We start from the raw sequence: 13,551 nt of genomic DNA, 5'->3' as shown, positions 1-13,551 counted from the left end.
AGGCAAAATCTTTTTTTAGTTATTTAGGAGTTGTCACGAATATATCTCCTGTTTTCGTTATTTCCACTTCAATTGTGCCATCTCTGCCTGTTTGTAGAAAAGGTATTTGCAGCGCGTCTAAACGTTCTACCACATCAGGGTGCGGATGGCCAAATCTATTCCTAAACCCAGCAGTTATGATAGCCAAGTCCGGATTGGTTAAGGCTAAAAAAGATTGTTCACTAGAAGTTTTACTTCCATGGTGCCCTATTTTCAATAACGCAATATCTTTCAAAGTTCTTTTGTACCTACTTACTAATTCTAACTCTCCTTCTTTTTCTAAATCCCCCATAAATAATCCATGAAAATAATGATTTTGCATAGATAAGACAAGTGAATCATTATTCCCTTCATAAATAGAATCCATCGGATAGATATATTGAAACTGAAAATAACTTGAATCTATTTGCTCTCCCGCTCCTTTTTCAATCAAAGGAATTTGTTGTTCCCTTACTTCTTCCATCAAATCTTGCATGCCGTCTTTATGAGTAGATCCTGGTGTAATATGAATTTCACCTACGCGCATTTCCTGTAGAATCTCCTCTGCACCTTCCATATGATCTGCATCTGCATGGGTAATAACTAGAGTGTCTATTTTCGTTATTCCTTTTCCTTTTAAAAACGGTACAACAATTTGTCTTCCCACTTCATAAACTTCATTTCCCATTTTCCAAGCATCCTGTTCAAAACGTAATAACCCGCCTGTATCAATCATAATTACCTCTTTTCGATAAGGCATTTCAATCACGATGCAATCTCCTTGTCCAACATTTAAAAACGTTATTTTCGTCGATGAATCTAAATATGGTCTAACATGCATAGCACAAATTGGCAATAAAAGAAGGAAGACACTTAAAATCAGCCACTTCTGTCGTTCAAACGAGATAAAAAAGAATATAACCGTTATATAAGCAATAAAGACAAGCAATAAAGATGGTTGCATGGGATTCCACATTTGAAAAGGTAGTCCGCCTAAGTAAAGGATAAAGTCGCTCAATAAACTTCGTAGCGGTTCATATAATTGGAAAAGAATTTGACTAATCGTAGTAGAAAGAATGGTAAGTAATAAGAAAAAGAGGTTTATAGGTAAAATGATAAAAGAAAACAGCGGAACAAAAACTAAATTTGCAAGAAATGAGGAAATGGAAATTTCATAAAATTGATATAGAAGAATCGGATAAACAATTAATTGACACAACGCTGTAATAACAAAAGATTGCATCATATATGAAGAACTCTTTTTTAGTAATATAGACGAATAAATAAGCGAAAATGCGGCTAAATACGATAATTGAAAACCAATTTGAAAAAGAACCCATGGTGTCAGTAACACAAAACCAATTATACTTAAGGAAAATGCATCATCGATTACGAGTTTTTTTCGAAACAATAAACTTAGTAAGACCATCTCAGTTACGGAAACAGATCTCCATACAGATGGAGCTCCTCCAGCAATAAATGCATAAAGCGGAAGAGCAATTATTAAAACTAAATTTGCCGTTTCTCTTCGAATGCCGATTCGTATCATCGATTCATATACAAGCAATGCGAGTAAAGCTACATGAAGACCTGAAATTGCAAATAAATGCGTAATTCCTAGTGTTTGATAAGCATCTTGCATATCAGAAGGCATCTGCTCTCTACTGCCGATTAAAAGTGCTTCTGCTTCCGCTTGTAAAGACATTGGAAACGTAGTTTGTATATGCTGCTTCATCGAGAATCTCTTTTCTGCCATATACGTAATAAAATTCTTTTTTTGATGTGTGATTTGATATGTTTCCACTGCCATCTGGCCGACAGCTCCGTTACTTTTTATATAGGAATTCATGTCAAAAGCATAGGCATGAGAAACTGGCCGTTTCTCTACTTCTTTGGCATCTACACGAAATACCATACCTGCAACAGATGTTTGCGTAAGTATATATTTTTCATTATCGGTACGTATTTTAAGTTGCACATACCATTTTTCACCATCTTCTGAAATAGCAAAACCACGTATATATTGCCCATTTATCCGGTAAATATCGGTCCAAGTTATTTCCTTTACTTGAATTTCATTTGCTTGTATCGGCATAACTGTTTGCACATAGAAATAAGAAACAATACCAAAGATAATTGTTCCGACGATAAAAAGAAAATGCTTTTGCTTGTACATTAGCCAACAAAATAGGATGACAAATAACAGTAATAGTTTCACAGATTCAAAAGCACTAATCGTAGCAATAACAACAGAGAAAGCTATATAAATAAGATTTCCTTGGATGGTTATACGCCGAATAATTCTGCCACCTTCGTTTCATATGGCGCCAATTCTTCGATACTTGCTCCTTTCTCTCGTAACTTCGTTAACAATTCCATATAAAGTGCAACTTTTTCATCACTTAAAAAGTCGATTTTACGCTCGTCAAATGGGACTTGAATCACTTCTACGCCCGCTTGTTTTAGCAATTCAATTGCATACTCATTGTTTTTATAATCTTGTGCATAGTAAAGGCGAGCAATTCCTGCTTGAATAATCGATTTTGTGCATGGTAAACAAGGGAAATGAGTCACATATAAATCTGCTCCACTTACCGAAACACCATATTTTGCACATTGTAATAATGCATTCATTTCTGCGTGAATGGTACGCACGCAATGATTATCTACTACGTAACAGCCATGATCGATACAATGATCTCCACCTGAAATAGAGCCATTATAGCCCCCTGCCATAATTCGTCGATCTCGAACGATTGTTGCACCTACTGCTAACCTTGTACAAGTGCTTCTTAATGCAAGTAAATGGCTTTGTGCCATGAAAAATTGGTCCCATGTAATACGCTCCATATAACTACCTCCAAGTAATATAAACTTCTTCTAGTGTAGTAGTTTTTAGGTTGAACAGTCAATATTACTTCACAGTTATTAGTGGTTCTAATTTTTCAAATGTTTTCTGACCTATTCCTGTCACATTCATTAAATCTTGTTTTTCTTTAAAATTGCCGTTTCCTTCTCTATACGCAAGGATCGCTTCTGCTTTTGCCAGTCCGATTCCTGGTAATGTAGTGAGCATCGAGGCATCTGCTTTATTGATATTTACTAAATTGGCATTTTCGTCCTTCGCTGCTACAATTGTTTCTATTTCTTCCGTTTCCTCTCCTTCAAGGGGAATGTAAATAACCATTTCATCTACTACTCGTTGCGCATGGTTAATATCTTTACTATTGGCTGTAACTAAATAACCTCCAGCTTGTTCGATCGCATTTAATACACGATCGCCATCCTTTAGTTCATAAACTCCGGGACTCTTTACTGCGCCTTTGACTTCGATAAAAATAGCCATATCTTCAACATATTCAGTTAGTTCTTCTTGTTCTAGTAAGGGATTTTCAAAAGGGATAGGTTGTACAACATCAGCTGTGGGAGGTGCTGATTTGAATTGGGATTGTATAACAAAAAATAATATGATTGTGATTACTGTTGTTGGGAGCAACAGCTTTTTCTTGTATTTCTGAACTAATAAACGAAACAGAAATATCATCCTCTCGCAAAAAGAGGTAAATTATATGGAGTTATAAAAACTATACTAAATTTACCTCTCTTTGGAAAGAACTATTTTGTAGCATGTATAAAATACCGTTCGATTTCTTCTTCATCTTGTTCATCAAAAACAGTGGTAGAGACATAGATATTTGAAAATCCAACTTGTTTTAACAAATCCGTGAATGATTCTAATGGATATGTCCGTTGATAATGTGATTCTTCAAATCGTTCATAATAGCCCGATTCATCTTGAACAAAAAAGGTTATATCATGATAGATCGAATGTGCTTCTTCCCCTACTTCCGTATGCCATATATAAGCTACTTGCTCATCTTCATATGTAAACGGCCCATCTGGATATATAACATCCATTTTATAAAGGGAGTGAACATCGAAAAATAATTGACCATTCGGTGTTAATGACTCAAAAACTAGTTTCAATGTTTGTTTCACTTCTTCAAAGGTTTCCAAATAATTGATCGAATCAATTGCAATAACCGCTACATCTATCTCGTCTAAACCATCTAATTCAGACATCGATTGACATATGAAAGAAATATCCACACCTTGTTCTAAACTACGACTTTGCGCAATCGTTAACATCGATTCCGATAAATCTACACCGATTACATCATAGCCAGCTTTCGCAAATTGCACACTTAAGACACCCGTGCCACAACCTATATCGACTAAACGTTTTCCGCTAGATACGGGTGCAGATGCCTGCACCCATTTTGCATATTTATCATAGGCTATATCGGACATGAGTGAATCATAAATAAAGGCAAATCGGTCGTACATTGCCATTATGCATCTTGCCCTACTTCAATCATTGGTGCATCTCCCCAAAGACGTTCTAAGTTGTAGTAAGCACGTTCATCTTTATGGAATACATGTGCTACTACATCGCCCATATCTACTAGGATCCATCTTGCTTCATCGAATCCTTCTAGACGTTTCACATTGAAACCAGCGATTGTTGCTTGTTCCTCTAGTTCTTTTGCAATCGCTTGTACTTGACGGTCTGAGTTTGCATGACAGATTAAAAAGTAATCCGCAAGTAATGATACCCCTTGCATATTTAATACGACGATATCCTCTGCTCTTTTATCGTCTGCTGCTTTATAAGCTACTTCTACTAATGATTTTGTCGTTGTCATTCGTTCACTTTTCCTTTCTTTTGTATCAAATCATTGTAACAATGAAATGAATCCGGAAATACCGGTTGTTTTTTATCGATCAAAAAGGTCATACTATGCACCATACAGCTTACCATTGCATCTTCTAAATCTATTTCTGCTTTTTCCCTTAGAAGCTCCACTCCAGGGTAATTACGGCTAGGTTCGATCATATCGGAGATGTAAATAATTTTTTCTAATGGCGACATACCTGCTCGACCAGTTGTATGGTATTTAATCGCATTTAATATATCTTCATCATGTATTTGAAATTCATGTTCAGCTACATAACTTCCAACAGGTGCATGCCAAAGTTCATGGTGGTATTGTAAAAGATTAGGATCCATCTTTTCCGAAATGATTTTTTCTCTTAACCATTCCTTCTCTGCATATTTCACACTATCATGTAAAATACCGGCAAGCTCTGCTTTATCTATATCTTCTCCGTATTTTTTGGCAAGATGTACCGCTGTCATTGCTACACCTTTTGTGTGAATATAGCGTTTTTCCGGCATTCTATCCTTCATCTGCACTAATACATGTTCAAACTTCATACAATTTCTCCTTTTGGATGAAATCATTCACTCTATCTGGAATAAGAAACTTCGTTGTTACTCCATTCATCAAACGATTACGTAGAAGTGTGGAAGACAACTCAATTTGAGGGATCGCAATTGTACTAATAGAATATGCTGTATCCAAAGTAGTATTTGGTCTCGGAACCCCTACAAATTGTACTTTTTGAACGAGTTCATCAATGCGATGCCATTTGGGTAAATACTCCACTTGATCGCCACCGATAATGAAGTAAAAATCTGTATTTGGCTCTCGACTTTGTAACATTTCGATTGTGTCAAACGTATAAGAAGTACCACCACGTTCTAATTCAATCGTTTCTACTGCCATATTCGGAATTCCACGGATGGCAAGCTGTGTCATCTTTAATCGTTGCTCTGTCGTTACTTGCTCGTCCTTTTGTTTATGAGGAGGGGTTGCATTTGGCATGAAACGCACTTCATCTAGACGTAGTGCGTTCAATACTTCATTGGCAATGATCAAATGACCAATATGAGGTGGATTAAATGTACCACCTAAGATCCCTACTTTTTTCCTCATGCACGACGCTCTCTTGGAAGCTCGATTCGTTTATTATTTTTCGATGGTTTATATAATACAACTGTTAAACCGATCAGTTGAACAAGATCAGAGCGTGTTCCTTTTGCAAGTGCTTCTGCCACTTCATGCTTCTCGTCTTCACAGTTTTGTAAAATACTAATTTTGATCAATTCACGGACTTCTAATGCTTCGCCAATTTGTTTAATCATCGCATCGTTTACTCCACCTTTACCAACTTGAAAAATTGGTGATAAGTGATGCGCCTGACTACGTAAAAATCTTTTTTGTTTACCTGTTAACATAATTTCCTCCTAATTGCTCGGTTAAACGTTCCACCATTTGTTCCGTATTTGGTTTAACTCCATTCCAATACGTAAAGGCGATTGCCCCTTGGTGTACGAGCATTCCTAATCCATTTACTGTGCGGACATTGTATTTTTTCGCTTCCTCTAAAAAAGGGGTAACTAAAGGATTATATACAATATCCGCAACAATTGCATGTTCTTTTATTTGATGAAGCTGAATCGGTAGCGCAGCCGAGTTATTTTTCATCCCTTGTGGGGTTGTTTGGACAATGATATCAAATTGTCCTAGCGTACTTTGAGCCTCTTCTAATGTGATTGCTTGTCCTAGTTGTAATTCTTCTACTAGTCGCTCTGCATTGGCATATGTCCGATTTGCAATAGCAATTTGCGAAAAGCCTAATTGTTTAAATGCATGAGCAATACCTCTTGATGCACCACCAGCTCCTAATAGAAGAATACGATTTGTTTGACTAATCGCTCCAAGTGATTCAATAAATCCTAGACCATCTGTATTATATCCAACAAACCGACCGTCTTCTGTTTTTACAACTGTATTAACAGCACCGATTCCCTTTGCTGATTGGTCTACTTCATCTAAATAAGGAATAATCGCTTCTTTATAAGGTACGGTTACATTCCAACCACTACAACCTAATAATTTTAATGATTGTACGGCATCACAAAGCTTATCTTCTTCCACGTGAACAGGAATATAACTAGCATTTATATGTTGCTCTGCAAGCCATGTATCATGCATAACCGGAGAAAGCGAATGATTGATTGGATTTCCTATTACAGCAAACCATTTTTTCAACTCAAACAACCTCCTATATAAGCGATGGTCGAATAGATATTTCTACGCCTGCTGGTGCATGCGCAGCGACAACTACGCCACCTTGCTGTACAGTAATCCAGCCTAATCCTGAAAACACAATATCCGTTTTTCCATCTTTGATCTTAAATTCATGACGCACTAAAGGTGGTAATAATTCCGCAAACTGCTCCGATGGCGGCGCTAATAGTTTCCCTTTATGTTCTTTATATAAGTTGTCCGCATTTTCAAGCTTTGTTCGGTGAATCGGAATATCATTTGCGATATGACAAGTAAATGCCGAACGATCTCCTTTGATAAAATCGAAACGAGATAAGCCACCTAAAAATAAAGTTTGCTCGCTGTTCAATTGGAAAACTTTCGGCTTAATTTCTTTTTTCGGTGTGATAAATTTAAGCTCAGTTGGATCCAAATAATGCGCCATTTGATGATGATTAATAATACCAGGTGTATCATACAAAGCCTTTTCATCGTCCAATGGAATTTCAATCATATCCAGTGTCGTTCCAGGGAAATGAGATGTTGTGATAACCGCATCTTCTCCTGTCGCTTGTTTAATAATACGATTGATAAAAGTAGACTTTCCAACATTTGTACAGCCAACAACATATACATTTTCGCCTTTGCGATAATGCTCAATTGCTTCCATTGCTTCACTCATACCTGTTCCTTTATGGGCACTTACAAATAATACATCAATCGGAGATAAGCCTAATTTCTTCGCTTCTTGTTTCATCCAATTAATTACTTTGTTTTTCTTCACCGATTTTGGTAATAAGTCTGCTTTATTAGCAATTAATAAAATCGGATTATTGCCTACGAAACGATGCAATCCAGGAAGCCAGCTACCGTTAAAATCAAAAATATCGACTATCTTAACGATTAACCCTTTTTGTGTTCCTAAACCATTTAATATTCGTAAAAAATCATCATCTGTTAACGACACTGGTTGTAATTCATTATAATTTTTTAAACGGAAACAACGCTGACAAATGATAACTTCTTTTTCTAACGAAGATGCAGGGGCATACCCCGGCTCTCCTACTTTTTCTGTTTGAATAATAGTACCGCAACCGATACATTTTGGTGCTTCTGTCACACTTCTTCCTCCCATGTTACTTGACCTTTTTTATCAAGATAACTAAAAATTCTTCGTTCCACAATACGATTAAATTTCGTTACAAATCCATCTGAATTTGCAACGGGAATGACTAAAATCGTATGAAGTTTTTGGCGATTTCCACCGAACACATCTGTTAAAAGTTGGTCTCCGATGACAACCACTTCATCACGATCTACATTCATTTTCTTCACTGCTTGTTTGAAAGCTTTTCCTAACGGTTTTCGTGCATTTGATATGAAAGGAATATCAAGCGGATCTGCAAATGATTGAACACGCATCTCGTTGTTATTCGACACAATCGTCACTTGAATACCTGCTTCTTTCATGTTAGTAAACCACTCGATTAACTTTGGTGTTGCATTAGGACGATCCCACTCTACTAATGTATTGTCTAGATCTGTTATAACAGCTTTCACACCTTTTTCTTTTAAAAATTCAGGTGTAATATGAAAGATACTTCTAACAAATTCACTTGGTATAAAATATGAATACAAAAACAAACACTCCAATTCGGCGCTTTTTCTTTAACGATTATAGCATATTTGCCAGGCTCTCACCCATTCGTACAAACTTCCCAGGCTTTATAGTAGATGAAAACTCCATACTGCCTGCTTCAAATAGCAGGACAACGGTTGAACCAAATGAGAAATAACCCACTTCCTCGCCTTTTTTCCAAGCCGAAGAAGTATTCGTCAATTCAATCGAATTAACAAACATTGCCCCCACTTTAATATGACTACAGTGCTTATTGTTTGGCATACGTAGTTCTGTTAACAATCGATAATTACCACTAATGGTATCTTTCCCATATTGTAGTCCCCATTTGTTTACAGGATAAGACTTCTTTCCGAGCGTATATTGACGAATTACTTCCCCATCGATTGGTGCATGAATTCGATGATACTCAGCAGGGCTTAAATATAAAATGATATACGATCCATTTATAAATTGATTTGCAACCTTTTGGGAGCCAAGCAAATTTTCTAATGTATACGGTTTGCCTTTTACGAAAAAGATGCCATCTTTCGTAATAGATCCGAATGTTTCAACCGTTGCATCAACGGGACTAATGATACTACTTGTCCCCTCATCTATTGGTCGACTCTCCGTAGACACTTCACGAATGAAAAAATCATGTAGTGTAGAAAATTCATTGATAGGACGAGTGACATCTTGTAAAGTTATATTAAAATAGTTAATATAAGTTGGAATGATGGATTTACTTAACTTAGATCTTGCATATGATTGAATAATAGTAGAAGACCATTTTCCATTTGTTAATTCAATCATGGATTGGTATAATTTTTCTCTCATTTCTATCTCCCTCTGAACAATAGCTTACAATTTTTACTTATTCAAAGTATAATATACGAAATAGTTCGTTTGTAAAGGAGTGATTTACAATGTATTTACAAAGTATTATGTCCAATACCCGAAAAAAATTGAAATCACAAGCAGCAAATATGATCACGATAGGCAACCTTGCGTTCGGTGGTGCAGCTATAATGGCTACGATGAATGAATCACCTGCATATAGTGTACTGTTTATATTTATAGCAGGCTTATTAGACCGATTTGATGGAATGGTAGCAAGAAAGTTTCATCTTGAATCAGAACTTGGGAAACAACTCGACTCCATGAGTGATATTATCTCTTTCGGCGTTGCACCTGCCTTGTTATTATATTCTCTAGTTTTACAAGAGTTTAGTACAGCAGGAATGGCCATCACCATTATTTATATTGCATGTGGTGCATTTAGACTAGCTAGATTTAATATATCCGAATCGAATGGTTTTTTTACAGGCCTACCGATCACAGTTGCAGGAGTAATTTTAACACTATCCTATTTCGCAATAGATGTGATACCTGATGTTTCGTACATGTTTTTATTCATTATTCTTGCTTTTTTAATGATTAGCACTTTTACGTTAAAAAAAGTTTAATAAGTTTTCCATCATTTAGAGCGGTTGCTATGTGCAGCCGTTCTTTTTCATATTCCTGTGTTTTTCGACATATACTGAAAGTGTATAACTTGATGGAGGTGATTAGTATCTCTGGTCTTTTGACTGCATTTATAAGTGTTGTCTCCGATCTTCCTCTTGTTCTCGGGTACTTAAAAGGTCAGGCATTTCATCAACCATTTACACCAGAAGAAGAAAAAGTAATGATTGATCGTTTTTTGGAAGGTGACTTGTCCGCAAGAGATGAGCTCATCGAACGAAATATGCGGCTTGTTGCACATGTTGTCAAAAAGTTTCATCCAAAACACGAGCTATTAGACGATTATATCTCTATCGGTACGATTGGCTTGATGAAAGCAGTAAATAGCTATACACCTACTAAAAAAACAAAACTAGCAACTTACGCAGCAAGATGCATAGAAAATGAAATTCTTATGTATTTACGTTCCTTGAAAAAAGTACAAAAAGACGTTTCACTACATGAACCGATCGGAATGGATAAAGATGGCCATTCGTTAGAGATAACAGATTTACTTCAAAATATGGATAAAAGTACCGATGAGCAACTTGTCGATGAGGAAGATACAAACAGATTGTATACACACTTATCGCATTTGGAAAAACGAGAACTGGATATTGTGATTAGACGATATGGATTACTGGGGCATGAGCCAATGACCCAAAAAGAAATATCGAAGCAATTAAAAATATCTCGAAGTTACGTCTCACGAATCGAAAAACGCGCGCTCGTAAAACTCTACCAATCATATATTCATGAAAAAAACTCTTTTGATGTATCGAACACCAAAAGAGCTTAGTAGAACTTAATCTTCGCTTGTCTCTGCTATCATAATGAATGCTAAAACAGCTGTAATTAAAATAGACATACCCATCAAAAAGATCATTCTATTAACCCCCTCTAACATAATCAAGCACTGTTGCCTTTATCATAGCACACAATGGATAAATTATTAATATGAAAGTGATTATTCTAGTTTGTCAAATTCATGACAAATTATAGTCGCTCTACTACACGCAATACTATTTCCGTCGAATGTTTAGCAGCAACCGGTAAAAACTCATCGAAACTAATAGAAGATTCTTTTCCAGCAATATCAGATAGTGATCGGATGACAACGAATGGAACTTCAAACTGATGACAAACTTGCGCTACAGCTGCCGCTTCCATTTCACATGCTTTCATCTGTGGAAAATGCCCTCTGACTTCTTCTACTTTTTCAGGATTATGCATGAAAATATCTCCCGTTGCGATTAATCCAGTAGCAGCTTCATGTTCTCCTATTTCTTTTACCGCTTCTTCAGCAAGTTTCATTAAATGGGCATCAGATTTAAACGCTGCAGGAAGTTGTGGTACTTGTCCCATTTCATATCCAAAAGCAGTTACATCGACATCATGATGGCGAACTTCGTCTGAAATAACAATCGCTCCAACAGAAAGTGTTGGATCATATCCACCAGCTGAACCAGTATTAATCACATAGTCCGGTTTATATTCGCTCAATAAAATAGCTGTCGTCATGGCAGCATTTACTTTTCCTATTCCGCTTTTCAATAAAATTACTTCATGATTTTTGTATGTACCAATTGTAAATTCACTATTTGCAATTTCTTTTGTTTCCGGATTTTCTATTTTCTTACGCAATAATTCTACTTCTTGCTCCATTGCACCAATAACTGCAATTTTCATGTTAGTTTGCCCCTCTCTATCAATTACGCCTTGGCGTAATTGCGTCCAGATTTTGAATCGATACCTCTATTAATTCCTTTGAAAATCTGTGACATCCGCCGGAGGCTTTATCTTCGTTCAGCGGGCGTTGGAACACCCGCTGAACATTAAACAAAACTACATTCATCTCACTTACCTATAGAGGTGAGAATCTTTAGCTGAATGAAGATAAAGCACTTCTATTAAAATAAGTCAAAGACGCCCTTGAGTCAAGAGGCGTCTTCTAATGTTGTTAACTTTTCTCTTTTTGTCGGTTTCCAGCCTTGGCCATCTATCCATTCTAAAGAGATGCGGTAAATTTCTTTCCCATCTTTCGAAGTGACAGTCCCAATCGATTTTTGAGGGCTTCCACCGTTACCTAAAAACTTCACATACATATTCGATGGCTCTAAGCCAGCGGCATAAGCAAGTGCTTCTACTTTCTCTGCCCAGTCAACCGATGAACTGTCATAGCTAGAAACATGCTCACCAGTTTGTGTTGTGCCAATTGGTTCCCAGGAAGGGTCTACGGTTGCATTTACATCCTGTGAATTACTATTAGATTGTTGCTCAGTTGTTGTATTTTCACTAGTATTTTCAGATGTCTCAGTTGTTTTATCCTCTTCTGAGGTAGAATTACTTGGTTCGTTTTGTGTATTGGATTCGTTTGTAGAAGACTCTTCTTGTTGACCTTCATCCAGATCTACTTCTGCCGATTCATCTTCTGTTTCTAACGTATCTGATACCTCTTGTTCTACAGCTGCCTCTTCCGTATTATCGTCCGTTACGATATTTACAACGACCATAATGATTAAGAGTAGTACTATACCAATCAATATATTGAGTATTTTATTTTTTTTCTTTCTATTTTGTCGTATATTCATGCGTCTATTATTGTCTTGCATACTATTCCTCCTCCATAGATTAGAGAATACAATATAATAAGACGATTAGAAAGTATATTTAGTTTCATTTTCCTGAACAAATTCCTAAATGGCTTCAAATGTATCATTTTATTAGTAGTTTCCATAAAAGAAAACATGGGTAATATAGGGATACTGCTTCTTAAGGAAGCGTCCGCTGGTACTTTCGCTGCAGTACAGATGCATTCCGCCCGCGTTGTCTCAGCCGCTTCCCTCGCTTGCGCACAGTCCAGAGTCGTCACCTAACGCTATTCCTGCTAGAGTCGCCAATTGCTGAGAAAATCAACAGAAATTGCTTACTTTTTCTGTATCAATCCACTTCATATAAAACTTTATTCTTATTTTTCATTGAGTGTATCCAGTAAATGGCTTATGGCAACCAACTAGTCAGTGAAAGCAACTAAATCTACAGCGAAAGCAACTAAAATTAGCGCAAGAGCAACTAAATTGCATATGAAAGCAACTAATTCTTATAACAACAAGTTTACTTGGAGTGAGACATCGATGCCTGTAACTCATTTTGGGTAATGTTGCGCGAATGACCTATAATGTTGCGCATTTGAAATGGAATGTTGCGAGAATTCTATACAATGTTGCGAGTAATGACTAGAACGTTGTGCATTTATTAGTGGGCCATCTTCTCCAGATAGATAGCTAGAATATATTCGGCTTAGCGCCTTGGGTCGCAAAAGTTGAGACCTACACGCGTTGGCCCATGCTAGGTGCGGCAAGTTCGAAGACTAGCGGTCACTACCGCGAAGTTTCACTACATAATGATTTACACTATTTTTTACTAAGACTTAACTGTTTTCTAGTTTATTCA

The 13,551-nt window shown here is 36.6% G+C and carries 16 protein-coding genes; 2 read left to right on the top strand and 14 right to left on the bottom strand.

Annotated features, from left to right (window positions below; translation table 11 throughout):
• Nucleotides 1-19 precede the first annotated feature (19 nt).
• The 12 genes from ACIQ38_RS07825 to ACIQ38_RS07770 form a co-directional block, all read right to left on the bottom strand.
• On the bottom strand, nucleotides 20-2,236 hold the full coding sequence (locus ACIQ38_RS07825) for a DNA internalization-related competence protein ComEC/Rec2 (protein WP_402820519.1): 2,217 nt from the start codon (nucleotides 2,234-2,236) through the stop codon (nucleotides 20-22).
• A 68-nt stretch (nucleotides 2,237-2,304) separates the two neighbouring features.
• Nucleotides 2,305-2,868, bottom strand: a complete 564-nt coding sequence (locus ACIQ38_RS07820) for a ComE operon protein 2 (protein WP_402820516.1) — start codon at nucleotides 2,866-2,868, stop codon at nucleotides 2,305-2,307.
• A gap of 64 nt (nucleotides 2,869-2,932) precedes the next feature.
• Nucleotides 2,933-3,562: a helix-hairpin-helix domain-containing protein gene (locus ACIQ38_RS07815; RefSeq protein ID WP_402820513.1), complete on the bottom strand. Its 630-nt coding sequence runs from the start codon at nucleotides 3,560-3,562 to the stop codon at nucleotides 2,933-2,935.
• Between the two features lie 71 nt (nucleotides 3,563-3,633).
• Nucleotides 3,634-4,371, bottom strand: a complete 738-nt coding sequence (locus tag ACIQ38_RS07810) for a class I SAM-dependent DNA methyltransferase (RefSeq protein ID WP_402820510.1) — start codon at nucleotides 4,369-4,371, stop codon at nucleotides 3,634-3,636.
• Nucleotides 4,371-4,724 (bottom strand): ribosome silencing factor, encoded by a 354-nt coding sequence (rsfS, locus tag ACIQ38_RS07805; RefSeq protein ID WP_402820507.1) that lies wholly within the window; start codon nucleotides 4,722-4,724, stop codon nucleotides 4,371-4,373. The genes ACIQ38_RS07810 and rsfS overlap by 1 nt, the downstream gene beginning before the upstream one ends.
• Nucleotides 4,721-5,296, bottom strand: a complete 576-nt coding sequence (yqeK, locus tag ACIQ38_RS07800) for a bis(5'-nucleosyl)-tetraphosphatase (symmetrical) YqeK (protein ID WP_402820504.1) — start codon at nucleotides 5,294-5,296, stop codon at nucleotides 4,721-4,723. The genes rsfS and yqeK overlap by 4 nt, the downstream gene beginning before the upstream one ends.
• Nucleotides 5,286-5,858: a nicotinate-nucleotide adenylyltransferase gene (locus tag ACIQ38_RS07795; RefSeq protein ID WP_402820501.1), complete on the bottom strand. Its 573-nt coding sequence runs from the start codon at nucleotides 5,856-5,858 to the stop codon at nucleotides 5,286-5,288. Before ACIQ38_RS07795 ends, yqeK begins: the two co-directional genes overlap by 11 nt.
• The gene (gene yhbY / locus ACIQ38_RS07790) at nucleotides 5,855-6,160 is read right to left on the bottom strand and encodes a ribosome assembly RNA-binding protein YhbY (RefSeq protein ID WP_402820498.1); all 306 of its coding nucleotides are present in this window, start codon (nucleotides 6,158-6,160) and stop codon (nucleotides 5,855-5,857) included. Before yhbY ends, ACIQ38_RS07795 begins: the two co-directional genes overlap by 4 nt.
• On the bottom strand, nucleotides 6,147-6,977 hold the full coding sequence (gene aroE / locus ACIQ38_RS07785; RefSeq protein WP_402820495.1) for a shikimate dehydrogenase: 831 nt from the start codon (nucleotides 6,975-6,977) through the stop codon (nucleotides 6,147-6,149). Before aroE ends, yhbY begins: the two co-directional genes overlap by 14 nt.
• 13 nt (nucleotides 6,978-6,990) lie before the next feature.
• Entirely contained in the window at nucleotides 6,991-8,094 is a 1,104-nt protein-coding gene (gene yqeH / locus ACIQ38_RS07780; protein ID WP_402820492.1) for a ribosome biogenesis GTPase YqeH, read from the bottom strand.
• Nucleotides 8,091-8,618, bottom strand: coding sequence for a YqeG family HAD IIIA-type phosphatase (locus ACIQ38_RS07775; protein ID WP_402820489.1), 528 nt, complete (start codon nucleotides 8,616-8,618; stop codon nucleotides 8,091-8,093). The genes yqeH and ACIQ38_RS07775 overlap by 4 nt, the downstream gene beginning before the upstream one ends.
• A 31-nt stretch (nucleotides 8,619-8,649) precedes the next feature.
• Nucleotides 8,650-9,432, bottom strand: coding sequence for a phosphatidylserine decarboxylase (locus ACIQ38_RS07770; protein WP_402820486.1), 783 nt, complete (start codon nucleotides 9,430-9,432; stop codon nucleotides 8,650-8,652).
• Nucleotides 9,433-9,521: 89 nt separating this feature from the next.
• Between ACIQ38_RS07770 and pssA the strand changes: the two genes are divergently transcribed.
• Nucleotides 9,522-10,061, top strand: a complete 540-nt coding sequence (gene pssA / locus ACIQ38_RS07765; protein ID WP_402820483.1) for a CDP-diacylglycerol--serine O-phosphatidyltransferase — start codon at nucleotides 9,522-9,524, stop codon at nucleotides 10,059-10,061.
• A gap of 107 nt (nucleotides 10,062-10,168) precedes the next feature.
• Entirely contained in the window at nucleotides 10,169-10,897 is a 729-nt protein-coding gene (gene sigK, locus ACIQ38_RS07760) for an RNA polymerase sporulation sigma factor SigK (protein WP_402821360.1), read from the top strand.
• 197 nt (nucleotides 10,898-11,094) lie between these two features.
• On the opposite strand, the gene mtnN is transcribed toward sigK, so the two are convergent.
• The gene (gene mtnN, locus ACIQ38_RS07755) at nucleotides 11,095-11,787 is read right to left on the bottom strand and encodes a 5'-methylthioadenosine/S-adenosylhomocysteine nucleosidase (RefSeq protein WP_402820480.1); all 693 of its coding nucleotides are present in this window, start codon (nucleotides 11,785-11,787) and stop codon (nucleotides 11,095-11,097) included.
• Between the two features lie 248 nt (nucleotides 11,788-12,035).
• Nucleotides 12,036-12,710, bottom strand: coding sequence for a YrrS family protein (locus tag ACIQ38_RS07750; protein ID WP_402820477.1), 675 nt, complete (start codon nucleotides 12,708-12,710; stop codon nucleotides 12,036-12,038).
• Nucleotides 12,711-13,551: the final 841 nt, after the last annotated feature.

The sequence above is a fragment of the Psychrobacillus sp. NPDC096389 genome (assembly GCF_044762855.1).
Taxonomy (GTDB): domain Bacteria; phylum Bacillota; class Bacilli; order Bacillales_A; family Planococcaceae; genus Psychrobacillus.
This window is presented reverse-complemented; position numbering and strand designations above follow the sequence as displayed.

What these genes read in the sequence shown, in the direction of transcription:
- ACIQ38_RS07820 (WP_402820516.1), bottom strand. Translation starts at nt 2,868, where the DNA reads ATGGAGCGTATTACATGGGACCAATTTTTCATGGCACAAAGCCATTTA.
- ACIQ38_RS07815 (WP_402820513.1), bottom strand. Translation starts at nt 3,562, where the DNA reads ATGATATTTCTGTTTCGTTTATTAGTTCAGAAATACAAGAAAAAGCTG.
- ACIQ38_RS07810 (WP_402820510.1), bottom strand. Translation starts at nt 4,371, where the DNA reads ATGGCAATGTACGACCGATTTGCCTTTATTTATGATTCACTCATGTCC.
- rsfS (WP_402820507.1), bottom strand. Translation starts at nt 4,724, where the DNA reads ATGACAACGACAAAATCATTAGTAGAAGTAGCTTATAAAGCAGCAGAC.
- yqeK (WP_402820504.1), bottom strand. Translation starts at nt 5,296, where the DNA reads ATGAAGTTTGAACATGTATTAGTGCAGATGAAGGATAGAATGCCGGAA.
- ACIQ38_RS07795 (WP_402820501.1), bottom strand. Translation starts at nt 5,858, where the DNA reads ATGAGGAAAAAAGTAGGGATCTTAGGTGGTACATTTAATCCACCTCAT.
- yhbY (WP_402820498.1), bottom strand. Translation starts at nt 6,160, where the DNA reads ATGTTAACAGGTAAACAAAAAAGATTTTTACGTAGTCAGGCGCATCAC.
- ACIQ38_RS07770 (WP_402820486.1), bottom strand. Translation starts at nt 9,432, where the DNA reads ATGAGAGAAAAATTATACCAATCCATGATTGAATTAACAAATGGAAAA.
- pssA (WP_402820483.1), top strand. Translation starts at nt 9,522, where the DNA reads ATGTATTTACAAAGTATTATGTCCAATACCCGAAAAAAATTGAAATCA.
- mtnN (WP_402820480.1), bottom strand. Translation starts at nt 11,787, where the DNA reads ATGAAAATTGCAGTTATTGGTGCAATGGAGCAAGAAGTAGAATTATTG.
- ACIQ38_RS07750 (WP_402820477.1), bottom strand. Translation starts at nt 12,710, where the DNA reads ATGCAAGACAATAATAGACGCATGAATATACGACAAAATAGAAAGAAA.